The 24,903-nt window shown below is 75.0% G+C and carries 14 protein-coding genes; 3 read left to right on the forward strand and 11 right to left on the reverse strand.

Going from position 1 to position 24,903, the window contains the following annotated elements:
* Positions 1-38: 38 nt before the first annotated feature.
* On the reverse strand, positions 39-3,986 hold the full coding sequence (gene eccCa, locus ACQP1S_RS26710; RefSeq protein ID WP_432908360.1) for a type VII secretion protein EccCa: 3,948 nt from the start codon (positions 3,984-3,986) through the stop codon (positions 39-41).
* A 185-nt stretch (positions 3,987-4,171) separates the two neighbouring features.
* Here eccCa and eccD point away from each other — a divergent pair, with 185 nt between their 5' ends.
* Positions 4,172-5,581, forward strand: a complete 1,410-nt coding sequence (gene eccD / locus ACQP1S_RS26715; protein WP_432900356.1) for a type VII secretion integral membrane protein EccD — start codon at positions 4,172-4,174, stop codon at positions 5,579-5,581.
* Positions 5,582-5,588: 7 nt separating this feature from the next.
* Positions 5,589-6,983, forward strand: a complete 1,395-nt coding sequence (gene eccB, locus ACQP1S_RS26720) for a type VII secretion protein EccB (RefSeq protein WP_432900358.1) — start codon at positions 5,589-5,591, stop codon at positions 6,981-6,983.
* A gap of 134 nt (positions 6,984-7,117) precedes the next feature.
* On the opposite strand, the gene ACQP1S_RS26725 is transcribed toward eccB, so the two are convergent.
* Genes ACQP1S_RS26725 through ACQP1S_RS26735 form a run of 3 tightly spaced genes read right to left on the reverse strand, consistent with a single transcriptional unit; the run spans position 7,118 to position 10,609 of the window.
* The gene (locus ACQP1S_RS26725) at positions 7,118-8,518 is read right to left on the reverse strand and encodes a S8 family serine peptidase (RefSeq protein ID WP_432900360.1); all 1,401 of its coding nucleotides are present in this window, start codon (positions 8,516-8,518) and stop codon (positions 7,118-7,120) included.
* Positions 8,519-8,537: 19 nt separating this feature from the next.
* Complete coding sequence (locus ACQP1S_RS26730; protein WP_432900362.1) at positions 8,538-9,518, reverse strand: SMI1/KNR4 family protein; 981 nt, start codon at positions 9,516-9,518, stop codon at positions 8,538-8,540.
* Entirely contained in the window at positions 9,515-10,609 is a 1,095-nt protein-coding gene (locus tag ACQP1S_RS26735; RefSeq protein WP_432900364.1) for an SseB family protein, read from the reverse strand. Before ACQP1S_RS26735 ends, ACQP1S_RS26730 begins: the two co-directional genes overlap by 4 nt.
* 128 nt (positions 10,610-10,737) lie before the next feature.
* Here ACQP1S_RS26735 and ACQP1S_RS26740 point away from each other — a divergent pair, with 128 nt between their 5' ends.
* Positions 10,738-11,208 (forward strand): lipoprotein, encoded by a 471-nt coding sequence (locus tag ACQP1S_RS26740; RefSeq protein WP_432900366.1) that lies wholly within the window; start codon positions 10,738-10,740, stop codon positions 11,206-11,208.
* A gap of 53 nt (positions 11,209-11,261) precedes the next feature.
* Here ACQP1S_RS26740 and ACQP1S_RS26745 read toward each other — a convergent pair whose 3' ends face one another.
* From ACQP1S_RS26745 to ACQP1S_RS26775, 7 genes are all read right to left on the reverse strand, one after another.
* Positions 11,262-11,810 carry a hypothetical protein gene (locus ACQP1S_RS26745; RefSeq protein WP_432900368.1) on the reverse strand — a complete coding sequence of 183 codons (549 nt, stop codon included), beginning with the start codon at positions 11,808-11,810 and terminating at the stop codon, positions 11,262-11,264.
* Positions 11,807-12,367: a hypothetical protein gene (locus ACQP1S_RS26750; RefSeq protein ID WP_432900370.1), complete on the reverse strand. Its 561-nt coding sequence runs from the start codon at positions 12,365-12,367 to the stop codon at positions 11,807-11,809. The genes ACQP1S_RS26745 and ACQP1S_RS26750 overlap by 4 nt, the downstream gene beginning before the upstream one ends.
* A complete protein-coding gene (locus ACQP1S_RS26755; RefSeq protein ID WP_363667760.1) occupies positions 12,364-12,594 on the reverse strand; it encodes a hypothetical protein in 231 nt (76 codons plus the stop codon). Before ACQP1S_RS26755 ends, ACQP1S_RS26750 begins: the two co-directional genes overlap by 4 nt.
* Before the next feature lie 108 nt (positions 12,595-12,702).
* Positions 12,703-13,383: a hypothetical protein gene (locus ACQP1S_RS26760; protein WP_432900372.1), complete on the reverse strand. Its 681-nt coding sequence runs from the start codon at positions 13,381-13,383 to the stop codon at positions 12,703-12,705.
* 49 nt (positions 13,384-13,432) lie between these two features.
* On the reverse strand, positions 13,433-13,942 hold the full coding sequence (locus tag ACQP1S_RS26765) for a hypothetical protein (RefSeq protein ID WP_432900374.1): 510 nt from the start codon (positions 13,940-13,942) through the stop codon (positions 13,433-13,435).
* 52 nt (positions 13,943-13,994) lie between these two features.
* A complete protein-coding gene (locus ACQP1S_RS26770) occupies positions 13,995-14,765 on the reverse strand; it encodes a hypothetical protein (RefSeq protein ID WP_432900376.1) in 771 nt (256 codons plus the stop codon).
* Complete coding sequence (locus ACQP1S_RS26775) at positions 14,762-24,880, reverse strand: hypothetical protein (RefSeq protein ID WP_432900378.1); 10,119 nt, start codon at positions 24,878-24,880, stop codon at positions 14,762-14,764. The genes ACQP1S_RS26770 and ACQP1S_RS26775 overlap by 4 nt, the downstream gene beginning before the upstream one ends.
* Positions 24,881-24,903 lie beyond the last annotated feature (23 nt).

The following is a 24,903-nucleotide window of genomic DNA, read 5'->3' on the forward strand; positions in this document are numbered from 1 at the left end:
TCGACGCGCCCCAGGCAGGCCAACTGCCGTGGTAGCAATCAGTGGGGTGGCACCTGGGGGAGTTGGACGAGTTGGGCGCCGTGGCGGCGGGTGAAGAGCCAGCCCCGGCCGGCGGGCAGCCGCTGCGGCTTGATGGTGCCGAACAGCGCGCCCTCCTCGCGCGGGCCGGACATCATGATGCCCGGGGAGGCCAGCTCCCTGATCCGCCCGATCACCGGGTCGAACATGGCCCGCCCGGCACCACCGATGCGCCGGGTCAGCACCAGGTGCAGGCCGATGTCGCGGGCCTGCGGCAGGAACTCCAGCAGCGACGCCAACGGGTTGACCGCCGCCCCGGCCACCAGGTCGTAGTCGTCCACCAGCAGGTACAGCTCCGGGCCCTTCCACCAACTGCGGTCGCGCAACTGCTCGGCCGTCACGTCCCGGCCGGGCAGCCGCTCCTTCATCACCGTCGCCACCTGGGTGACCAGTTCGGCGGTGACCTGCGGGGAGGTGCCGTAGCCGATCAGGTGCTCGGACTCCACCGCGCCGAGCAGGCTGCGCCGGAAGTCGACCAGGATGATCCGGGCCTGCGCCGGGTCGTTGCCCTCGACGATGCTGCGGGCCAGCCCACGCAGGAAGGTGCTCTTGCCGCACTCGATGTCCCCGAAGAGCAGCAGGTGCGGCTCGGCGGTGAAGTCGAGGCGTACCGGCTGGAGGTCGGTCTCGGCGATGCCGATCGGGATCAGCCCACCCTGCGCGGCGGGCAGCGCCTCGTAGGGCAGCTCGGCGGGGAGCAGCCGGACCGCCGGGGCACCCGCCGACGTCCAGTGCTGCTGCACCCGCGTGACCAGGTCGGCCAACGCGTCCGGCAGGTCGTCCACCACCGGCCGGCCGTCCAGCCGGGGCAGGCCGGCGAGGAAGTGCAGGCCGTCCGGGGTCAACCCGTGGCCGTGCTGCTCGGGCACGTTCACCGCGGCCCGCCGGTTGATCACCGAGTCGGCCGGCTCGCCGAGGCGCAGCTCCACCTTCGCGCCGAACATGTCCCGCACCGCCGGCCGGACGTCCATCCACCGGTTGGTCGTGGCCAGGATGTGGATGCCGTACCCCAGGCCCCGGTTGGCCAGCTCGGTGACCAGGGGCTCCAGGTCCTCGAACTCGGCCCGCAGCGCCGCCCAACCGTCCACCACCAGGAACACGTCACCGAACGGGTCCTCCCGGAACCGCCCGTCCCGGCGGGCCCGCCGGTAGGCCGCCACACCCTCCACCGCGTGCGTGCTGAACAACGCGTCCCGGGCCTGCATCAACCCGTGCAGCTCGGCGACGGTACGCCGGACCTTGTCCACCTCCCGCCGGCTGGCCACCCCGCCGACGTGCGGCAGGCCACCGAGCGCGGCCAGGGTGCCGCCACCGAAGTCCAGGCAGTAGAACTGCGCCTCGCGCGGGGTGTTGCCCAGCGCCAGGCTGGTGACCAGGGTGCGCAGCAGGTTGCTCTTGCCGGTCTGCGGTGCGCCCACCACCATCACGTTGCCGGCCGCCCCGGCCAGGTCCAGCCAGAGCGGGTCGCGGCGCTGCTCCAACGGCTTGTCCACGATGCCGGCCACCCCGTGCAGCGCGCCGTGCCGGTCCTCGGCGGCGATCGTCAGGCCGCGCTGCGGGGACACCAGCACCGGCGGCAGCAACGCGTCGAGCGTCGGCGGCTCCTCCAGCGGCGGCAGCCAGACCTGGTGGGCCGCCGGCCCACGCCCCTCCATCCGGGCCACCAGCACGTCGAGCAGGCTCTCCCCGACGTGCTCGTCCACCGGAGCCGGTGTCGACTCGTCCGGTGCGTCGTCGGTGGCCAGCGGGACGTAGTCGGTGGTGTAGTCGCGTACCGGGTCGATCAGCCGGCCGCCGACGGTGGGCACCCCGCCGTGCTGCCGGACCGCCCCCGAGACGTACGCGGCCTTGAACCGGATCAGGCCCTCGGTGCCTGCCTTGAGGTAGCCGTGCCCCGGCGAGCGGGGCAACTCGTAGGCGTCGGCCACCCCGAGGACCGCGCGCGACTCCATCGAGGAGAACGTCCGCAGCCCCAGCCGGTAGGACAGGTGTGTCTCCAGGCCACGCAGCCGCCCCTCCTCCAGCCGCTGCGAGGCCAGCAGCAGGTGCATGCCCAGTGACCGGCCCACCCGGCCGATCTGCACGAACATGTCGATGAAGTCCGGCCGGGCGCTGAGCAGCTCGCTGAACTCGTCCACCACGATCAGCAGGCTGGGCAGCGGGGCCAGCGGCACCCCGGCCGCGCGGGCCCGCTCGTAGTCGCGCTGTGAGGCGTAGTTGCCGGCGCGGCGCAGCAGCTCCTGCCGGCGGGTGATCTCGCCCTGGATCGCGCCGAGCATCCGGTCCACCAGGAACAGCTCGTCGGCCAGGTTGGTGATCACGGCGCTGGTGTGCGGCAACCGGTCCAGCGCGGCGAAGGTGGCGCCGCCCTTGAAGTCGACCAGCACCAGGTTGAGGATCTCCGGGCTGTGCGTGACGGTCAGCGCCAGCACCAGCGTGCGCAGCAGCTCGCTCTTGCCGGAGCCGGTGGCACCGACGAGCAGCCCGTGCGGGCCCATCCCCTCCTGGGCGGACTCCTTGAGGTCCAGCTCGATCGGCCGGCCGTTCTCGTTGACCCCGATCGGCACCCGCAGCCGGCTGCGGTTGGGCCGGCTGCCCCAGGCGTCGGTCAGGTCCAGCTCGTACGGGTCACCGAGGCCGAGCAGGTCGGCCAGCCCCAGATCGGTGGCGACGGCCGGCTGGTCGGCGTACGACGCGGCGGACAGCCGCAGCGGCGACAGCTCCCGGGCCAGCACCTCGGCCCGTGCCGGGTCGAGCGTGTCGGCCCGGCCGACCCGGGTGGTGCCGTCCATCGTGGTGCCCGAGATGGTGCCGTCCTCGGCGACGTCGAGCACCACCGAACTCTCGTCGAGCAGGCGCGGGGGGCGACCGGTGAGATCCAGCAGGGTCACCCCGGCGACCCCGCCCTCGGTCATCAGGTGGTCGGAGCCGGCGACCTGCCCGCCGTCGATCACCACCAGCACGTACGGCGCGACCGTCGCCGTCGCCGTAGGGTCGAAGCGCGGCCGGTTGGCGAGCACGTCGACGAGCATCGCCTCCAGGGCCACCACGGTCGGGGCGAAGAGCCGGATCGGCCCGACCGCGTCCAGTTTGGTCGGGTGCTGGGCGTGCGGCAGCCACTTCACCCACTCCCACCCGGCCCGGCGGTCGGGGTCGACGCAGAGCGCGACCAGCAGGTCGTCGGGGGCGTGGAAGGTGGTCAACTGGGCCACCACCGCGCGGACCAGCCCCCGTACGGCGTCGTCGGCGCCGCGCAGGTGGACGTGGGAGAAGTCGCGCAGCGCGATCGCCACCGGCAGGTCGGGCACCACCGAGTAGGTGGCGACGAACCGGCGCAGCGCCAGCGCGCAGAGCGGCTCCAGCTCGTCCACCGGTCGGGTCTGCGGCGGGATCAGCGGGGTGGCGACCTCCTGCGGGCCGAGCCCGATCCGCACCACGCTGAAGTCGGCGTCGCCCCGGCGGCGCTCCCAGAGCCGGCCACTGGTCACCGTGGACCACAGCGAGTCCGGGTCGGGGTGTCGGTAGTGGATGGCCTCCCGCTGCTGGCGGACCGTGTTGCGGACCTGGGCCCGTAACTGGGCGAGGCGGCGCAGGTACTGCCGGCGCGACTCGATCATCTCGCGCTTGCCCGGCCCGGACTGGTTGACCACCATCACCGCGATCATGCCGAGGATGGAGACCCCGTACATGCCACCGACCACATAGGTCATCACCCCGCCGCGCTGCATGCCCATCATCAGGCCCATCGCGGCGGCACCGGCCGCCATCGGCAGGATCATCAGCATCCGGGTCCAGCCCCGGCCGCCCGCCGCCGGCACCTCCGGCGGCGGATCGAGGATCACCTCCCCGGTCGGCAGCGAGGGCGCCGGCCGGCGGGGTGGACGCTTGACGACCACCAACGACGACATCTCCCCCGTACCTCCCACCACATAGGTCTCCGGCGGCCCACTCTATCGACCGGTCACCCCTGGCAGGGACCGCCTTGCGCCGCCGGACGGCCACCCGACAGGCGGCGCGACCGTGCTACCTTGACCGCCGCGGAGGGCCCAGGAGGCGACCGCGCGGACGCATGGCACACGGGGAGGTGACCAGCGTGACGGCCCCGGGCGGTCTCAGTCTGGCCAGGGTGACGATCGCCGCTCCCCAGCGGCGGATGGACGTGGCGTTGCCCAACGGCATGCTCGTCGGGGAGTTGCTGCCGCACCTGCTCCGGCACGCCGGGGAGGACCTCGGCGACGTCGGCGAGCAGCAGGGCGGCTGGGTGCTCCGACGGGCCACCGGCACCCTGCTCGAAGCCACCCGCAACCTCGCCGTGCAGGGCGTCCGCGACGGCGAACTGCTGCACCTCACGCCGGGCCGCGACGAGTGGCCCGAGCTGGCGTACGACGACGTGGTCGAGGTGATCGCCAGCGGCGCGCGCCGGACCGGTCGATCGTGGAGCAACGACACCACCCGGCGGGCCGGGTTGACGGTGACCGCCGCGCTGCTCGGGTTCGGGCTGGTCGCGTTGCTCGCGGTCGGCTCGCCGTGGCGTACCCCGGGTCTGCTGGCGCTGGGGATCGCGGCGCTGCTGGCGGTCGCCGGGCCGGTGCTGTCGCGGGCCCTGCCCGACGCCACCGCCGGTGCCGTGGTGGCCGCCGCCGGCCTGCCCTACGCCCTGCTCGGCGGCGCGCTGCTGGCCGCCCCGGACGGCGCGCGGGTCGTCGACCTGGGGGCGCCGAGCCTGCTGCTCGGCTCCGCTGCGCTGCTGGTCTTCGGCATCGTCGGCTACGCGGCGGTGGGCGGGGTGCAGCGGCTGTTCATGGCCGGGTCGTCCGCCGGCCTCACCGGCGTGCTCGCCGCGCTGCTCTGCTACGGCGGGGTCTCCCCGGCCGGGTCGGCGGCGGCGACGTTGACCACCGTGATCGGCCTGCTCCCCGGCTACCCGCTGATCGCCGGTTGGCTGGGCAAGCTGCCGGTGCCGGAGCTGCCCGACCGGCCGGAGGAGATCCTGAAGGACCGGCCGGTGCCCGAGCGGGCGAAGGTCTTCGTGACCGTGGCCCGGGCCACCGAGTTGCTCACCGGCATGCTGCTGTCCGCGGCGGTCTGCGGCGCGCTCGCCATCGCGTTCCTGCTGACCGAGGACCGCACCCCGGCCGGGGTGCTGCTGGCGCTCTGCGGTGCCGGCGCGCTGCTGCTGCGCGGGCGGCTGTTCCCCACCGCCGCGCAACGGGTGCCACTGCTGGTCAGCGGCCTGCTGGGGCTGTCGGCGCTGGCCGTCGCCGCGCTGCTGGCCGTCGCGCCGGGCGGTGGCCGGATGCTGGTCGGGCTCGGCGTGGTCGCCGCGGCGGCGCTGACCCTGGTCGCCGGCCTGCTCTACAGCCGTCGCCGGCCGTCGCCCTATCTGGGCCGGGCCGCCGACATCGCCGACGTGATCGCCATCATGGCGCTGATTCCCTTGGCCTGCGCGGTCATCGGCCTGTTCGGGGCGATCCGGGGAATGTTCGCCTCGATCGGCGGGTGAGGCGAGGATGACGACCCGGCGGGACCAGCTCCAGTCCTACCAGTTCATGACCCAGCGGGTGATGTCCGCGTTCGTGATGCGCGAGACCGACCCGCAGCAGTCACCGCTGCGCCGGGGCATCGGCGCGCTGTTCGGCGGCCTGATGGTGGCCGTCCTGGTCGCCGCCGGGGTGGGCATCTACGGGCTGCTCACCAAGGTCGGCGGGGACAGTTGGCGCAAGCCCGGCTCGGTGGTGGTCGAGAAGGAGAGCGGCGCCACCTACGTCTATCTCGACGGTCGGCTGCACCCCACGCTCAACTACACCTCCGCCCTGCTGGCCGCCGGCCGCCCCGGCACCCCGGTGGTACGAGTCTCCGGCAGCACCCTCGGCACGGTGCCCCGGGGCGTGACGATGGGCATCCCGAACGCCCCCGCCTCGCTGCCGGCGGCGAACCGGCGCGTCGGTCTGCCGTGGACGGTCTGTTCCACCCCGGCCCTCGACGACACCGGGCGCACCGTCGACTCGGTGACCCTGGCGCTGGCCGCCCGGCCGGTCGACGGGCGGGGCGTCGGCGACGACGGGCTGCTCGTCAAGGACGCCACGCTGGGCATGAACTACCTGGTCTGGCACGGCCGCCGGCACCTGGTGCAGGGTTCCCGGGTGGTCGTCCCCGCCCTGTTCGGGGCGGTCACCCCGACTCCCGTCGGCACCGCCTGGCTGAACGCGCTGCCGGCCGGGGTGGACCTCGCCGCCCTGCCCGTCGCCGACCGGAACGGCCAGTCCCGGGAGGTGTCCGGCCGGCGCAACGGCGACGTGCTGGTCACCCAGACCGCCTCCGGTCCGCAGCACTACCTGGTGCTCGCCGACGGGATCGCCCCGATCACCCCCGTGCAGCAGGCTATCCAGGCCGGCCAGTCGGGGCGGCAACCGGTGCCGGTCGCCATCTCCGACGTCACGTCACTGCCGAAGAGCCAGCGGCTCCCCCGCCCACCGGACCGGGGCCAGCCGCCCGCCACCCCGCCGAAGCTGGTCGGCCCGGAGCCGGGCCAGCAGATCTGCGCCGCCACCACCGATGCCGGCACCCCGCCGGAGCTGACCGTGGGCGGCACCCTGCCCGGCGCGGACCGGGCCGTGCCGACCGGTTCCGTCTCCCCGGACGGCATCCCGCTCGCCGACCGGATCGCCGCCCCCGCCGGCCGGGTCACCGTGCTGAGGCTGCTCGGCAGTCCCGGCGCGTTCAGCATCGTCACCGACCTGGGCATCCGCTACCCGGTGCCGTCCGCCGAGGCGCTGAGTCTGCTCGGCTACCCGGCGGACGGGGCGTTGGCGGTCCCGCCGAGCCTGACCATGTTGATCCCGACCGGTCCGACCCTGGACCCCCGGGCCGCGGTCCGACCCGCCACGATCACCACCGGCAACTGACCGGCCAGCACCGGACCCCGGACCCGACCAGGCAGACCGCCGGTCCCGGGCGAGCCGACCGCCGGTCCCGGGCAGCCCGACCGGGCCGGCCGTCCCTTGACTGCCTGCGGGGGCCGACCGGTCAGGGTGGTGGTTCACCGCCCGGGGCCGGGCTCCGGATCGTCGAAGAGCTGCACCGGGGGGCCCGGTTCGGTCGGCTGCACCGACCGGGCGGGTGCCGGTGCCACGGCGGTCCGCCAGCGGCGACGCCGCAACCTGGGCAGGGTCAGCGCGACCGCACAGATCACCAGGACGGTGCCGAGGGCGAGCACGGCACCGGCCAGTGCGATCCGCCGGCTCTCCCGCAGCGCCGGGTCGGGTCGGTCGACGGCCGGCCGGAACCGGGGCAGCGGAGCCGGTCGGGCCTGCGGCAGCAACTGGTCGTTGATCGCCCCGTACGGGTTGACCGTGCCGTGGCCGTACTCGACGCGGTCGGCGCCGGGGACCGCCGTCACCGTCAACAGTCGGACCAGCTCGCTGCGCGGCGCACCGGCCCGTTTGGCGAGGGTGAGCGCGCCCGCACCGGCGACGAAGCCGCACGCCAGGGCGGTTCCGTCGGCGGCCTCGACCAGCCCGGTGCCACGCTGGGTGGTGGTGACGGCGACGCCCGGCGCGACCAGGTCCAGGTACGGCCCGTACTGCGACTTCGGCCAGCGCCGCCCGTCCGGGCCGATCGCCCCGACGGCGAGCACCTCCGGGTAGCCGGCCGGGTAGGAGACCGGGTTGCCGTCACCACCCCGGTCACCGCTGGCGGCCACCAGCAGCACGCCCCGGTCGACAGCCCGACGGATCGCGGTCCGCAACGGCGCGGTGTCCCGGTCGGCGGCGACGGTGACCGCGACCACCCGGGCACCCCGGTCGACCGCCCAGTCGATGCCCCGGGCGAGCACCCCGGGGTCGACCGGACGGTCACCGAACGTCCGGTCGTCGACCACCCGCACGGGCAGCACCCGGGCGCTCGGCGCGAGCCCCGCGAACGGGGACGGGCCGGTCTGCCGGGCGACGATCAGCCCGGCCACCCGGGTGCCCTGACCGGTGCAGTCGGTGTCGGCCGGGCCGCTGCCCCGGACCGCGTCGAAGCCGGTCTCGACCCGGCCCCGCAACTGCGGATGGCGACCGTCCACGCCGGAGCCGAGCACCGCGACGGTGACCCCGGCGCCCTGGCTGAACGGCCACACCTGCTCCGGGGCGAGCACCTGCTGGGCCCAGGACGGCGTGCTGACCTGCCCACCTGCCGGCGCGCAGTCGGGTGCCGCCGATGCGGGCACCGCCGGGCAGACCAGGGCGGTGGCGACGAGCCCGACGACGAGCCCGCCCGCCGCAGCACGCCGACCCGGCCTGGTCCGGCCGCCCGCCGTCATCCGGCGGCGGTCCGGCCCGGTCGCGTCGATCGTCGGTGCCGCTGCGGCAGGCCCGGCACGGTCCGGGCGACCACCCACACCGAACCGGTCGACCTGGTCGTCCCGCTGTCGCCACGCCGGCGCGTACCCCGTCATGTGTTCCTCCGTCCCGGCCTCACGGTGCCGGCTGCCGGCGGGCGGGCGGCAGCGCCGACCCGGTCCGCTCGTCCTCGACCCGGGTGACCCGGCCACCGGCCACCGCGCCCGCCGCCAGGTCGCGCAGCGACCCGGGCACCGCCCGCAGGTCGTGCCAGAAGACGCCGAAGCTGTCGGCGCAGCGGTGCAGGAGCCGGTCACCGACGTCGGCGGCGGTGTCGTCGTCGCGGGCCCGGGGGTCGTCGTCGTCCCAGTACCAGACCGACCCCTCGTCGCCGCCGCCCACCCGCACGGCGAGCAGCCCGCCCTGCACGTGCCCGATGGCCAGCCAGTCGGTGGTGAACCGGTCGGTGAGCCAGGCGTTGGCGTGGCACAGGTCCTGCATCCAGTCGGCGCGGGCCATCCCGAACAGCGGCTGGTCGACCACGAAGCCGAACCGGGGGTGGACGGCCGGCCAGGCCGGCCACCCGCCGTTGGTGCGGGCCAGAAAGTCCCGGTAGCCGGCCGGCAGCGCGGCGCCGAGCCGCTGCTCGATGCGGGACACCACCGCCGGGGCGAGCCGTTCGGTGAACCGCAGCGGCGGCGGTGCGGTGGTGTCCACCGGCAGCCCGCGCCGCCGGGGGTCGGCGTCGCCGGTGCTCACCCCGCCGAGGTGCCGCAGGGCCGCGTGCAGCTCCGCCGGCACCAGCGCGACCCGCCGGCACCGCGCCAGATGCGCCCAGACCCACCCCGCCGGGGTACGCCCCGACGCGTCCGGGTCCGTCGGGTCGGGCACGGCCAGGTTGGCGGTGAGCACGTCCAGCACCCGGGCTTCATCCACCCCGATCCCCGGCGGCAGCGGCGGCAGCGCGACCACCGCCCGCGCGTACGGCGTCCAGTCGGGAAAGCCGTACGGGTCGACCGGCACACCCTGCCGGTAGCGGACCCGCAGCATCGGCGCGACCGGGTGGACCACCCCGAAGGCGTGCCGGGCACCGGGGATCAGCGCTGCCCCGCTCACCGGCCCCACCGGTCACCGGCCGACCGGTCGCTGTCCGCCTCCCGGTCGGAACCCACCCTCCCGGTCGTGGTCCCGCCGGGGGCGGTCCCGCCGGAGGTGGTCTCTCCGGGGGTGCTTTCTCCGGGGGTGGTCTCGCCGGGGGCGGTCTCGCCGGGGGCGGGCCAGAGCAGGAGGAACGGTACCTGGTCGGCGGGGAGCGTGATGCCGGCCGGCGAGTCCGGGTCGACGGCCAGGGCGTGCCCCGGCGGCCAGACCATGAGCAGCGAGATCATCGTCGCCCGCAGGCGCGGCGTGCCGTCCGGGTAGGCCCGGTCGAGGCGTTCCGGGGAGGTGAACACCTCGATCACCGGGGTCTCCCCCGTCCCCACCGCACGCCACGGGAAGTCCGGGTCGACCAGCCGGGCCGGGTCGTCCACCGGGCCGGTGGTGGGGAGCACCACCAGCGCGTCGAGCAGCCCGTCCAGGTATCCGGTGGAGTCCCCCCGCTCGGCCGCGTCCCGCAACAGCGCGGCGGTGTCCGGCTCGCCGGCCGGGGCGGCGGTCCGGGCCAGCGCAGCGGCTCGGGCCAGCGCAGCGGCGAACCCGTCGGTCGGGTCGGCGGGCCCTGCGGCCGGGTCGGCAGGCCCGGTGGCCGCCGCGGCGGCGATCTCGTCGTCAGCCGCCGCCTCGGCCAACTCGGTGAGCAACTCCGCCCCGGCGGGTACGGCCAGTGTGCCGTCCGCCGCCAACCGCACCGCCTCCACCGGCAGGTACGCGTCCAGTGGGGTGCCCGGGTTGACCGCCAGCCGCCAGCCGGCCACCGGCCACCGCGCACACAGCTCGTCGTACCCGGTCACGGTGTAGGCGTCGGCCACCCCGGCGACCTGCGGCACCATCGCCTCCAGCGAGGTGAAGACCGGCAGGAACGGCTGTCCGAAGAGGTCCATCGTGACGAAGCGTTGACTGCCGTCATCGGTGTCGTCGTCGCGCAGTTGCGGCAGGAACAGCTCCGCCCGGGTGAGGATCCGGAAGAACTCCGGGCGGTCGTCGGCGCGCGCGGCACGCAGCAGTGCCCGTTCGGTGTCGTTGGCCGGCTGCCACGACTCGTCCACGACGGGTCTCCTCCCTGCCCGGTGCCGACCTGAGCCTAGCGATGCCCCGCCGACGGGCGGGACCCCGCAGCGCCGCACGCTACGCTACGGGCCGGTTGCCGTCCGCCGACGTCCCCTGAGGAGGCTCCATGCGACGTGTCCTCGCGATCGCCGTCCTGGTGGCGGCCCTGGCCGGTTGTTCCTCCGACACGTCCGCGCCGGAGCCGACGCCGACGCCGGTGGCGCAGGTCGTCACGTTCTCCGTCGAGGTGGTCGGCGGCGGGGGAGGGTTCTTCGGGCTCTCGGTCTCCTGGGGGCACAGTGCGCTGGCGAATCAGCAGGCCAAGAGCCCGACCTGGGCCTGGGCCCACTCGCTGACCCTCAGCTACCCCGACGTCGCGCAGGTGTGGGTGTCGGCGGCACCGGAGGCCCGGCCGGGGACCGAATCGCTGGCGTACGTCAACGGCGCACCGATGGTGCACTGCACCGTCCTGATCAACGACCGGATCGTCGCGGAGCAGACCAACGCCTCACCGTCGTGCACCGCGAACCTGTCGGCCACCCCACCGGTCGGGAAGAGTCCCACCCCCGCACGGACGTCCACCGGCACCGCAGGCTGATCCCGTCCGTCCCGCTGAGGTGCCTCGTCCTGCGCGAGCCGGCCGATCGGCACTCAGTCCAGGCGACGCAGCACCCCGGCGTACGCGGACCGCACCGCCGCCAGGCGGCCGGCCCGGAACCGGCCCGGTTCACGCTGGTAGACCGAACGGCCCAGCGCCGTCCAGACGGCGGTGAACGGCACCCGGGCACCACCCGCAGGCACGAACTTCACCACCTCGTCCAGCGCGGCGACCGCTGCCGTCAGCCGTAGCCGACAGCGCCGGCGGTCGGCCTCCGGCAGGCCCGCCACCCCGGCCGGCACCCCCCGGGCGTGGTTCTCGGCGACCCACAGCCACTCGCCGGCGTCGATCAGCCGGGACGGCTCCGTGCCGCCGTACCGGAAACCCTGCTCGACCTCGACGGGCCCGGCGGGCAGCCGGAACAGGAACTCCCGGGTCGTGCCGCACCCCTCGCACGGGCCGGCGTAGCGGCGGGCCAGCTCGCCGTCGGGCAGGGTGAGCACCGTCGCGCCGCGCGGGAACCGCCCCTGCCCGCAGCCACACGGTTGCAGGTCCATGTAGAGGTGGGCCTCGTGGGCGGACCGGGCGACCAGCGGTGTCACGACGGGCTCCACGGCATGTGGTCCAGATGGAAGTCCCGGACGACCTCGATGCGGCGGCGGCGGAACCGTCCCGGCTCACGGTCGTAGACCGCCCGTCCCCGGGTCGACCAGAACGCCGCCGCCGGCACCGCGTCGCCGCCATCGGGCAGGAACTTGCCGATCTCCTCCCACGCGGCCACGGCGGTCCAGCGCAGGCCCGCCGCCTCGGCGTCGTCACCCTGCCGCTCGGCCACCTCCGCCGCCTCCCCGCACCAGTCGGCGACCAGCGACCACTCACCGGGGTCGAGCAGGGCGGAGGGCTGCGGACCGCCGAACCGGGTGGTGGGGTGCGGGCCGGCATCGGCGGGCGTCGTCCGCCCGTCGGGCAGCGCGAAGACGAACTCGCGTTGCTCCTGGCACTCGACGCACCGACCGGAGTACCGGTAGGCCGGTCGGCTCCCCTGCGCCGTCGCCGTCCCGGTCCAGGTGGCCTCCATCGACCCGCACCGGCCGCACGGGTGCAGCTCCAGGTAGAGATCGGCTTCGTCCCGGGTCCGGACGGCGGGCAGCAGGCTCATTCGACGTCCCGGTAGTGGCCGGTGTCCGGGTCGAGGCCCATGATCTCCCGGGCCCGGCGCATGTATTCGCGCTGCGCCTGCGCCGACGGCGACCGGCGGTGGGTCGAGTCGGCACCCTCGGGGGTGAAGTCGACGTCGTCCACCTGGTGCGTGGCCTGCCACCGGGCGTGCAGTTCGGCCAACTCCCGCAGCCGGCGTTGCCGCTCCGGATCGACGTTCATCGCCATCTGGTCACCTCCGGACACCGGCCGCCGACGGGCGAACCGCTCGCCCGGACCGGCGACCGTGGCTGGTCTCTCCTGGCCGGTACGCCGCGCGTGCGACACCACGACCCGTCACGGCAGCGGACGCTCCACCCGCTCGGCGACGGTCTCCCGGACCCAGGTCGCCGCCCGGTCCGGCCCGCCCGTCACCGTCCACCGGTACACGTCGACCGCGGAGCGGATCTCCAACAGGTAGTGGTTGTGCGAGAAGAACCGCAGGGTCCAACCCCCGTCCGGGCCCGGCACGAACGTCGGGGGCGTCACCGCCGGAGCGTCCGGCACCGCCAGCACCCGGGCGAAGTGGTCGGGATCGTGGACCAACCAGCCGGCGCGGACGCCCTCGGTCACCGAGAAGGGGTGTACCACCGGGCCGTCGATCTCCCACGCCGAGTACAGCTCACCGAGCAGCTCCGCGTAGGCCAGCGGGTCCAGCCCGGCGCCCACCCGACGGCCCAGATCGGCCATCACCTCGGGCCGGTTGAGGTGCAGCGTCCCGCCCGACGCGGTGAGGAGCAGGCCGTGGATGACGAACATCGGCTGCCGCGCCGCCACCACCCGGACCGCGTCGGCCACCCACTCCGCGTCGGCCACCGCCCACTGCGCCGGGCGGGCCAGATAGCGCAGGCGGGTGGTCCGCACGGTCACCGACTCCGGACCGATCCACACCCGCTCGGTGGATTCGCCCGGGTCCAGCACACACCGCTGGAGCGCCTCGGTCGTCCGCTCCGTGTCCACCAGCAACCTCCCCGTCACGGCCGTCAGCGCACGTCATCCTGCCACAGTGGGACGCCCCGCCGCCGCATCAGCCGGCCGCGCCGGGGTACGCCCGGGCCTGCGCCAACTGCTCGTACACCTCGGGTGCGAACCGCTTGCGCCGCAACGGTCGACTGCGGACGGCGAAGGTGTCGGCGAATCCCCCAGGATCGTCGCGGTGCACGGCGTGCAGGTGCACGTGCCCGTCCGGCAGGCCCGGCAGCAGGGCACCCGTCGGATAGGGCCAGGGGCCGCCCATCCGGTCGTGCGAGGCCAGCGCGGCGCAGCGCCCCGTACCCATCCGCTGCCGCACCGCCGACTCCACCCAGTGGTCGAAGTGCTCGGCGTAGCCGTTCTCGCGGTACAACCCGTCGAGGTCGACCCGCTCCACCCGGATGTCGGTGCCGTCGGCACCGAGGGTCAACCAGAGCACCGGCACCGACAACACCGACGACCAGCGGGTGGACACCTCTTCGATGGTCCGCTCCACGATCCGGAGGTAGTCGGACCGCACCGGATCGGGTAACCGCTCCAGGCTCTTCAGACGGGCACTGACCACCGGCCAACTGTCGTCCCCGGACGACGACCACGTCAACCGGGCACCTGACCGGTCAGCCCCGCTCGGGTACGGCCGCCGGGGGTGTCCACAGCAGGGCCGCCCCCGCCAGCGCCGCCCGGTGGTACGGCGGCAGCGGCTCACCGGCCCAGAACGTCTCCACCTGCGGCGCCTGCTCACCCTTGTCGGCAAGGGCACGCTGCGCGTCGTGGGTGATGTCCCAGGCCCGCACCCCGGGGCTCAACTCCGCAAGACAGACCCGCCGTTGCCCTGGTGGACTGCCGGCGTCCAGCCGCCAAGCCCGCCAGATCCTCCGGACACCCGGATGGCGGGAGACATTGTCCATCCACCGGTCGTCGATCCGGTCGGTCAACTCGTACGCCAGATCGGCGAGAAGGCCGAGCCGGGCGGGCAGCACGGTGAGGTCCTCCGGGTCCCCGCCACCGGTCAGATCCAACGGGACCGGCAGCCGGTCCCCGGCCCGTTCGGCCACCGCCGCCGGCACCGGCAGGAAACGGAAGGCACCGAGCGGGGGCACCTCGTCGGCGACCGGTATCTCGTCGTACCGCTCGGGCTCACCGCCCGGCACCCCCAGGGTGAGCAGGATCCGCGCCAGCAACTCCTTGTCGGCGGCGGGCACCGCCACGGCGTACTGCACGGTCGCCACCGACACCGCATCCGGAAGGTGCCGCAGGTCCCCGTTGCCGAGGAACTCCCGTAGCTGGGCCACCACCTCGTCCGGGAGCCGCCCCGCCAACCGCAACAGCATCCGGTGCACGGCGGCGAACAGGTCGTCCGCCTCGTCCCATACCGGGTCTTCGTTCACTGACGCATCTCTTCCATGATGATGATCTCGCAGTTGTCCTGGAACTCGGCGGGCAGCTGGGCCCGCACCTGTTCGGCGAGGCCGGGGTCGGCGGTGCGTCGCATCCGCGAGTGCGGCGGAAAGACCGCCTCCTCGTCCACGGCGAAGGACGAGAACACCGAGATGTCGCGGGCCTGCTGCCCGGTGAGCCGGTAGACCACCAGGATTTTACCGCCCGCGGCGGGGTTCTCCGCCATGAACCGTACCGCCACGTCGAGGCGGCGGCTCACGCTGAGGAACTCCCGCGCCCGGCCGGTCGGCCACCACGAGTTGCCATAGATCGGGGAGTACACCGGGGTGATCCAGTCGCCCCGGTAGGCGAGCACCGGCCGGTCCGGACTGCCGACGGCGGGCAGTTGCATCATCGCGTCGTGGACCATGTCCGCATGCCACCGGGTCTCGTCGAAGAGCCGGGGTGACACCGCGCGGAGCAGGCTGGTCAGCTCGCTCCAGGCGGCGTCACGCGCCCGATCGGCGCTTCGCACCTCGCCGCCGGGGCGGCGCTGCCGTACGGGATCCCCGTCGCTGTGCCGCGCCTGCTCCTCGGCCGCCGCCAGGCGGCGTTGCGCCTGCACCCATCGCCCGGCCGGGTCACTGAGCGGCGCCTTGACGGTGAGGTGTCCCGGCCCCTCGTGCACCACGGCACGCAGCATCAGCGGCAACGGCAACGCCTTGGTGCCGGCGGCGATGTTGCCCAGGTAGTTCCGGACCAGTTCGGCGACCTTACGGTCGAAGACCTCCCGGGTCGGCCGCTCCGCCACCCCACCGGTGAACAGGTGGGTACGGATCACGTTGTTGATCAGGTAGTGGCTGTGTCGGGTGTAGACGGCCAGCGCCATCACGTGCGGCTTCGACAGCCGCTGACCCAGCTCCCGCACCGCCGGGGCGTCGGCCGGGTCGAGGCCGTTGCGCCGCAGCCAGTTGGCGAGGTCGACGTCGCGCACCTGGCCGCTCGCCAACTGGGGCCAGAGCCGGTCCGCGATCGCCGGCACCTTGTGCTGGGTCTCCGAGAAGCCGTGCGGGTCGACGGCATGCTCCAGATACCGGGCCTCGTGCGGGAACAGCCCGCCGACCGTCACCTCGGCCCGCAGCGTGGGCAGGTCGACGTCGGGCAGGCTGCGGTAGAGGTCCACCGCGGTGACGTGGCCGTCGGGTGGGCGCAGCGTCACCCGGGGGATCCCGGCGATCTCCGCCCCGCGCAGGATCTCGAAGAGGGAGTGGTCCCGGGCGGGCAACATCCAGCCCATCAGTCCGCTGAGGAACAGCTCACCCTGGGACCGGTCGAGCCCGACGAACCGGGCAGCGGTGAGCATCCGGGCCGTGGTGCCGGAGACGCCGTCGACGACCGGGAAGCCGTCCCGACCCACCCAGCGGGCCCACGGCCCGTGGTCGGTGTCGTGTGCGGTGATCCCCTCCCGCCACGGCAGCGGGCTGTGGTCGCCGAGTGGATCGCCCCGTTCCCTGGTCACCTGGTCGACGTAGGCCCGTTCGAGCCGACCGAGCGGCGCACCCCACCGGGCGTAGTGGTCGGGGGTGTTGGCCAGTGCCGCCTGTTCCTCGGCGGAGCGGGAGCGGCGGACGTACTGGCTCGCCGTCATCTCGGTCAGGTCCCGCAGGCCGTGCGGCGAATTCCTCGCGACGTTGCCGGTGGCGAAGAAGTCCCGGCCGAACTTCAGCCTGTCCCGCAGGGTGTCCGGCATCAACCGGTTCACCGTGCCGTCGAGCAGGTCTCCCATCCGGCGGACGGCCGCCACGTCGAGGCCCGCCTCCCGGGCCTGCTCCCACCGGCCCTCGTCGAGCACCGTCAGCAGGGTGCGGGACAGGGTGTGCGGGTTCTTCCAGTTGCAGTAGGCCGCGTTGTAGAAGGCGGTCATCGTCTCGCGCAGGTTTCCCTCGGCCAGCAGCCGGTCGAAGCCGACCGAGGTGCCGACCTGGCCGGCGCTGGCCGGTTCGTCGTCGCGGAAGAAGGCGCCCTCCACCCGGGCCACCACCTCGGCACGGGTCTCTCCCGGGTGCGCCGGCCCGGTCAACTCGACCAGGATGTCCCGCATCCGGGTCAGCGCCGTGCGCACCGTGTCCAGCACCTGCGGGTCGCGGAAGTAGTACGCGCCGAGCCGCTGCTCGAACAGGGTCGCGTCGGCCGACCAGCGGGGGTCGTGCAGGAACCTGGCGAACTCGAACGGCACCCGGCTGACCGGGGCCGGCCAGGTCGCCGATGCCAGCTCGGCGCGCGTCTGTTCCCGCTCGGCGCGCGTCGGTGCCGGGTCGGTCGCGGCCGGACCGGGCTCTTCGCGGTCGCGCCCGGCCAGGGACGTCCCGTCCTCCCGGCCACGTCCGGCCAGGTCGAGGCCGGCGGGGGTACGGCCGGATGGTCCGTCGGCACGGGCGCGCCCCGGCGGGCCGTCGGTCGGTGGACGGGCCCGCCCGCCCGGTGGGCCCTCCCGGCCCAGCAGCGCGTCCCGGCCGGCGTCGCTGAGCCGCCCGTCGAGCAGCCGCAGCCGGGCCGCCGCACCGGGATCGTCCGGGTGCAGGCCGAGATGGTCGCGCAGGGCCCGCAGTTCGGCGCGGGCGTACGTCGCCTGCGCCGGGTCGCGCAACAGGTCGGCCAGCACCTCCACCTCGGCCAGCCGGCCCAGGTCGTGCGGGCTGGGACCGACGCCGTCGGGCAACGCGCCCGGGGTGAGCGCGTCCGGCGTGAACGGGTCCAGCCCACCGGCGACCCGCTGCCTGATCGCCGCCAACTCGGCCGCCTCGTGGGCGACGGCCCGCGCCACGGCGACGTCGGCGGCCCGGTCGGACAGCTCGATCCGCCAACCGCCCCCGTCCGGTGCGACGGTGCCGTGCGGCAGGTCCCGGCCGTGCGGGTCGACCGGCACCGACCGGGCCACCGCGCCGTCGGGCAGGGCGTCCGCCGGCACGGCGGTCAGGTCCAGCCGTACGCCGTGCAGTGGGCTGTCCGCCGGCAACCGGTCCAGGAGCCGGCGCAACGCCTCGTCGCCGAGTTGGCGTACCAGCTCCGGCGCAGCCACCTCCCGGCCGTACCCGTGGAACTGCGCGTCGGGGACCCGGGCGGCGGTGACCGGCGGATGGCCCCCTCCGCTGAGCAGGCCGTGGATCGCCGACGGGTCGGGCACCCGGGGCAGCCCGGCGGTGTACGCCGACCGGGGGTGCAGCGGACCGGTGTCGCTGATCGACTTGACGCCCTTCCAGTCCGCGCCGAGCAGGGCCCGCTTGCCGATCCAGGAGGCGTCCCGCCCCCGGTGGTGCTCCCCCCAGCCGGCCTGGCTGATCTCGAACGGCGTCGGGTACCGGCCGCTGCCGAAGGGGTGGCTGCGGGCCCGGTCCAGGATCTCCCGTCCCGCCTCCCGCTGCCGGTACGCCTCGCTGAGCACCTGCTCCGGATCGGTGGTGTCGTAGCGTGCCCGGAGCCGATCTCCGTCGACGGAACCGTCGCCGTCGGCCGCGCGGCGGGCCAGCGCGATGTCGACGTCGACCGCGCGCAGCTCACCCCGGAGCCGGTCGAGCACGCCGTCGGCCCGGTGCCCGGTGTTCGGCGCCCAGTCGAACCCGTCGCGTGCCCACGCGTACCCGCCGACGGTGGAGGCGGCGTGCACCTCGACCCGCTCGACGCCGGAGTACCGGTACCAGTCGGTGAGGTGGCCGTTCCACTCCCGGGCGAAGCTCTGCCCCTGGACCCGCTCGCTGAGCCTCAGCGAGACGTGTTCGACGAAGAGGCTGCCGTCGTGGTCGCGGTGGAAGGCCCGCACCACCCGACCGACGTGCACGCCGTCCGGATCGTGCACGGCGGCGCGGACGACGACCTCGTTGCGGTGCACACTGACGCTGTACGGATCGTCCAGGTCCACCCGGATCCGCAGCCCGGCGAACTCGCGCCCGTCCAACTGGTCGGCGAACTCCCGGCGGACGGCCCCGCCCCAGGCGTCGGCCTCCTCCCGGCTGCCGGGGATCAGCTCGTCGAGTGAGGGACGCCGGTCTTCCTGCCGCCACGGCGGGTCGGACCAGAACTCGTCGTTGCGGGCATGCTCCCGCCCGTCGGGCGGTGCCGCCCCGCCCGCCTGCGGCACCTGCTCCAGCTCGTGCACGGGGTAGCCGCGTCGGGCCAGGTCGGCGTCGAGCCGGTGGAGGTCTTCCCGGAGCCGGGCCTGGTCGATCGGGTCGGTCGCCGCCCGCAGTTCGTCGACGACGCACCGGCGCTCGGTCAGCCCGAGCAGGGTCCGGCCGTCCGGAGCCACCGCGTCGATCGCCCCGCGCCCCGCACCCGGCCGGCCCGTGGAACGGTCCGGCTCCGGAGCAGGCCAGCCCGGTTCCGGCGTCCTCGCCTGGTGGTCCACGGCCCGCTCCGGCGCCGCCCACCGGCCGGCGGCCCCCTCGCCCGGTCGCGGCGTCCCCGCTTCAGGGGTGACCGGCCGGGGTGCCGCTCCCCGCTCCGGTGCGCCCGGGGTCGGGTCGGCACCGCCGAGGAGACCGGTGATCCGGTGCAGGGCCCGACCCAGCACCCCTGGGCGACGCTCCGGCCCCGGCTGTGCCGACTGTCGGACCTCCGGCCGGTCCGCCGGTCCGCCGTCGCGTGGTGGCCCCCACTCGGCGAGCGGTGGCGCACCGGGCTCGGAGCGGGGTGGGGCCGACACGTCCGGGGCCGCCGGCCGGTCGAGGAGCGCGGGCAGCGACCGTCCCGACTGCTCCTGCCCGATCGCGTCGAGGTCGAGGCCGTGCCGGGCGGCGATCTCCCGGCTCAGCGGGCCGTGGAAGGTGCCACCACGACGCTCACCGGGGATCGGGTGGTTCGCCTCGGCGATCGCCAGTCGGGCGCGTTCCACGATCTGCGCGACAGGTTGGTCGACCGCCCGGTCGAGCAACTCCCGGGGCAGGACGGCCCGCTCGGCCGGATCGAGCACGTACCGGTCGAGGACGTAGTCCCGCATCTGCTGCGGGGTCCAGTCGGCCATCTCCTGGTAGGCGTCACTGCGGGGTAGGCGCGGGTCGCCTCCGTGCTCGGCGACGCGGAAGCCGGCCAGCCCCCGGAGGAAGTGCTGCTGGACGGCGAACGCCTGGAACTCGCCTTCGAACCGGAACGGCACCAGCACCTGCGCGGAGATGTCGTCGCCGTAGCGCCCCTCGGCGACTCCCTGGGCCAGCACGTCGCCCACCACGTCGGGGCTGGGCTGGAGCCGGTGCATGCTCTCGTGCACGACGGTCGCGGCGACCGCGCTGATCGGTCGGTTGGTGGCGCCGTCGCGGGGGTCGACATAGAGGATCTCGGTCCGGGTGTCGAAGCCACCGCGCGCCGGCCCGCCGATCCAGGCGTTCAGCTCCGGGTCGCGCAGCTCCGGTGGGAGCAGCGCCTTGACGCTCTCCGGGTCCTTGGGGATCAGCCGTTCGAAGGTGCCGGCCGCGTGCCGCTCGAACGCCGGCCCGAGCACGTCGCCGATCTTCGCCACCGCGATCGCCTGGTCGATGACGTGGAACCGGTGGGTGACCGGGTCCACGCTGACCACCCGGTGGGCCATCTCGACGGAGTGCAGCGGGTCCACCCCGTCCAGGTCCCGCCAGCCCGGGTCGGCGTGTTCCCCGCCCCGGGAGAAGTCCCGCCAGTCGCGGTACCGGTCGGCGTACCCCTCGACCGCCCGGCTCAGCGCGCGTACCTCCCGCACGACGTCACCGAGCGGGCCGCCGTCGCGGGCCCGGTCGGCGGCCAACTGCAACCGGTCGGCCTGCCGCCCGACCGCGTCGAGGTCGGCGAGCCGGGCGGCCACCGCCGTCTCCGGGTACCGGGCGAGCAGGTGCTCCTTCGCCCTGCCCACCAGCTCGTGCACCTGCTCGGGCAGCTCCGCGCCGGTCCTGGCCCGGTGCGCGGGGAAGTTGCTGCTGGGGGCGAGTTCCTGGCTGATCGGCAACTCGTCGCCGGCCCGTGCGGACCCGGCCGGCACCACCGGGTCAACGGCCTCCGGGTCGACATGCCTGGGCGGGACGGCGTCCGGGTCGACCGGCCGCGGTGTGGCGGCGTCCGGCTCGGCGGGCCGCGGTGTGGCGGCGGGTGGCTCGGCGGGCTTCGGCGCCGCGGGTGGCACGGCGTTCGGGTCGGCCGGTATCCGCTGCGTGACCAGCGCCGTCGTCTCCTCCCGCAGCCGGGCCACCACGGCGTCGATCTCCGCCTGGCTGCGCGGCAGGTACGAGCCGTCCTCCTGCCGTACCGCCAGGTGTTCCCGGGCCCAGTCCCGTAGCGGCCCGGGGGCCGCCGGGTCGCCGGTGAGCAGCCCACGCACGGTGTCCGGGGTGAGCAGCCGGGGCGGTACCGGTGGCGGCGCGGTGGCGTCCCGGAAGCCGACCGCGTCGACGTCGAGCACCGGCGGGTCGGGCCGCCCGGGTTGCTCCAGCGCCGCCAGCGACGGCTCCGGCTCCGCCCGCGCCGGTGCGGGCCGCGTCGGCCCGGCCGGCGTCGCCACCGCGTCCCGCCCCGCCTCCGGTACGCCGTCCGCCGGCACCCCGGCCCGGCCGGACCCGACCGGCGCGGCGGCTTCGGCGGTACGCTCCGGCTCCGCCACGCGACCGGGCTCGGCCGGATGTCCCGCCTCGACGGACCGACCGGGCTCGACGGGGTGGGCGGGCTCGACCGGGCGGTCGAGCACCTGGTGGATCTCCCGGTGCAGGGTGCGCCAGGCGTCGCCCAGTTGCCGGCCGACAAAGGCGGTACGCGCGGTCGGGTCGACCGGCAGGTGGTCCGGCAGCACGACACCGGCCGGCGCACGCTGCACCCACTGCCCGTGCTCGACCGCCATCCCCGGCAGCAGCACCACCGGCTGTCCGGGGGGCAGCGCCGAGTTGACCTGAAGCACCACCCCGACCCGCAGCCCGTCCGGGTACTCGACGGTGAGTAGGCGGGGCGACTCGTCCCAGCTCGCCCGGTGCGGCTGGTCCACCGGCCCGACCTCCCGGCCCGCCAGCAGCTCCCCGATGTGCCCGTCGAACGTCGACCGCACCGCCTCGGGCAGCGGCACCGACGGCCCGATCGGGTGCGACCCGGCCGGCACCAGCTCGACCGGGACGTGCCCCTCGGCGGGCGCTACGCCGCGTAGCTGCCCTTGCGGGGCCAGCGTGCCTCGCTGCGGTGGAACCGCAGGATCTTCACGAACACCGCCGCGTAGTTCCCGTCCTCCCGGCCGTCGATCGGCCTGCCCTGGCCGGTGTCCTTCCGGATGACCAGCCGGCGGTCCATCGTCGGGTAACCGAAGGTGTATTCCACCTCCTGTCTGTCTTCCCGGACCAGTTCGAAGTCCAGCAGGATCGCCATCCCTTGCCCCCTCGCCCCACGACGCGTGCAGGTCCTCGCCGACCCGCCCCGGCCGGATGCTCTCCCAGTTGTACCGGGCGTTCGCCGCGTCGTGCGCCTCCCGGTACGTGGCGTCCGGGTGCGCCCGTAGGTGGCCCGCCTCGGTCAGCTCGTGTTCGAGCAGGACGAGATCCTCGGGCAGGTGCCGCCCCTCGCGGAGCCGGATCCACGCCTCGGCGATGTCCGGGTTGGCGTCGAAGCGCGCCCGCCGGTGCCCACCCTCGTAGTCGTCGAGCAGGTGTTCGTCCACCATCAGGTGCCGTTTGACCTGCCGGATCTCGGTGGGCGAGAAGCCGACCGCCCCGCTGGAGCGCGGGGTTCCGGCGAGGTGCCGGGCGATGTCCGGCAGGTCGTGGTCGTCGGCCCGGAAGCGGTCGTACGCCCGTTCCGCCCAGTCCCAGGCGCGTACCTCGTCGCGGGGCCGGATCGAGACGCCGGTCTGGGCGTCCCGGTCCTCGGGCCCCCGGTTCTCCGCCCCGCGATCCTCGGGGGGCGGGTCCTGCGGGGGCCGGTCGGCGGCCGGGCGGTCCTCGGGCCGGAGGTGGTCCGGGCGGGGGTCGGCCCGGGTCACCCCGGTCGGGTCGGTGGCCGGCCCGGTCCGGTCGGCACCGGTGGCCGTCGCGTCGTCCCGGGTGGTCACCGGTGTTTCGGAGCGGCCGGCCGGCGACGGGGGCGGCGCGTCGTCAGGGTCCCGCCGTCCCGGCTCGGCGTCCCGGCGTCCCGGCTCGACGTCGGGGCGGACGGGGTCGGCAGGCGGGCGGGCCGGTTCGGCAGGCGGGCGGGCCGGGTCGGCAGGCGGGCGGGCCGGGTCGGCAGGCGGGCGGGCCGGGTCGGCAGGCGGGCGGGCCGGGTCGGCAGGCGGGCGGGCCGGGTCGGCAGGCGGGCGGGCCGGGTCGGCGAGGCGGGTCCCCGCCTCCGGGGTCCGCACCGGTGCGGGGTGGGCGGGCTGGCGCGGACCGCCGCCACCCTCCCCGGTGCCGCCGGCCAGGTCGGTGCGTTGCGGCAGGTCGGCCGGGGGCAGCTCGGGTCGCGGCGGGTGGGGGTCACGCGGGCCGCCGGGGGTGGGGCCGTCGCCGTCGACGACCGTGGGGTCGGGCGACCGCACCCCGTCACGGGCGAGCACGCTGCCGTCGGCGGCGATCGCGCCGCCGTCGAGCCGCTGGCCGTCGCCGTCGACGTGGGCCCAGACCGCCCCGCGTTCGCTGTAGGTGACCCGCAGGCCGGCGGCGCGGTCGACGGCGGCCATCCCCTCGGGGAGCACCATGACGTCCCGGCCGATCCGCAGGTCCATCCCGCCGACCCGGACCGCGTCCAGCCTGTTCTGCGCGCCGAAGACGGCGCCGGCCTTGGCGCCCTCCGCCCCGCCGTGCAGCATGTTCTGCAGGTCGAACTTGCCCTGGGCGGCGTCGGTCACGCCGGTCACCAGCCCACCGGCGAGCCCACCGCCCACGATGTGGCCCGGTATCCCACCGAACATCGAGGCGCCGAAGATCCCGCCCTGGACGGTGGACATGCCGAGCTGGCCGAGGTCGAGGCTGGTCCGCTCGCCACCGGCGATCTGGTACAGCTGGCCTAGCAGGTTGCCGCCGCCCATGAACGCCGTCCCGAACGCCACCCGCTGGCCCAGGTACTTCGTCAGCTCCCGGCCGAAGGTGGTGGCGGCGATCTCGCGGGTCGCGTACTGGCTCAGGGTGGCCCGGCTGAGCTGCTCGAACGCCTCGGTGCCGGCCATCCGGACGCCACCACGGGCGGCCAGGTCGGTGCCGACCCGGGCACCGAACTTGTGCAGCAGCTGTTCCTCGATCTCCCGGGCGAGCTGGTTGCGGGCGGCGAGCAGGCTCCGCCCGGCCAGCCGCCGGGACTCCAGCCCGGCCTCCCGGCCGAGCTGGCGCAGCAACTCCCGGTTGGTGACGCCGCGCAGCCACTGACCGGCCATCCGGTCGGCGACCGACCGGGCGATGACGTTGCGCGGCAGCACACCCCGGGCCAGGTTGCCGGCACCCTGCCGGGCCAGCGTCGGCAGGGTCTGCCGGACAAAGGCGGGGACCTGGGTACGCGCGAAGCGCGGCAACTGGGTGGTGACCAGCCGCGGCACCTGGGTACGCACCATGGCCGGCAGCTGGGTCCGGACCAGGGTCGGCAGGGTACGGGTCAGCAGCGCGGTCACCTCGGCGAGGGCGGCGCGGACGGAGATGCTGCCGATCGCGCGTACCGCGTTGGTGGCGGCGGCGCCGATCGCGGCCCGGCAGGCGGCGAATGCCCCCGGGATGCCGGCGGTGGACAGGCCGAGTGACGGGATGGCGGCGGCGACCAGCATGAACAGCGAGACGGCAAGCATGATCAGGCCGATCAGGGCCATGAACTTCATCAGCTCGATCTGCAGGCCGAAGCTCTGTACCGCCTCCTCCATGGAGGCGAGCGTGTCCACCGTGCCGGCGAGGGACTGGAGATAGGACAGCCACTCCCGGGTGAACGCCTCGGCGGCGCCGTCGCCGGACCAGTTCTCCAGGATGCCGTCGGCGGCGTGCACCGCCTCCTGGTAGAAGGCGGCGAGTTCCTCGGTGGCGGCACCCCAGGCGTCGGAGAGTTCATAGACGGCGTCGATGTCCGACTCGGGGATCTTGCCGATGAGGATCTCACCGACGGTGGACCGGACGCCCGGGATGGCGGCTTCGAGATCGGAGAACCACTCCAGGATCTCGGCCAGGGCGTGGTCACTCTCGCTCACGCGGAGTCCTCCCCGGCACCGTC

Origin of the sequence: Micromonospora matsumotoense, from assembly GCF_050951065.1 — a bacterium.
GTDB lineage: Bacteria > Actinomycetota > Actinomycetes > Mycobacteriales > Micromonosporaceae > Micromonospora > Micromonospora matsumotoensis.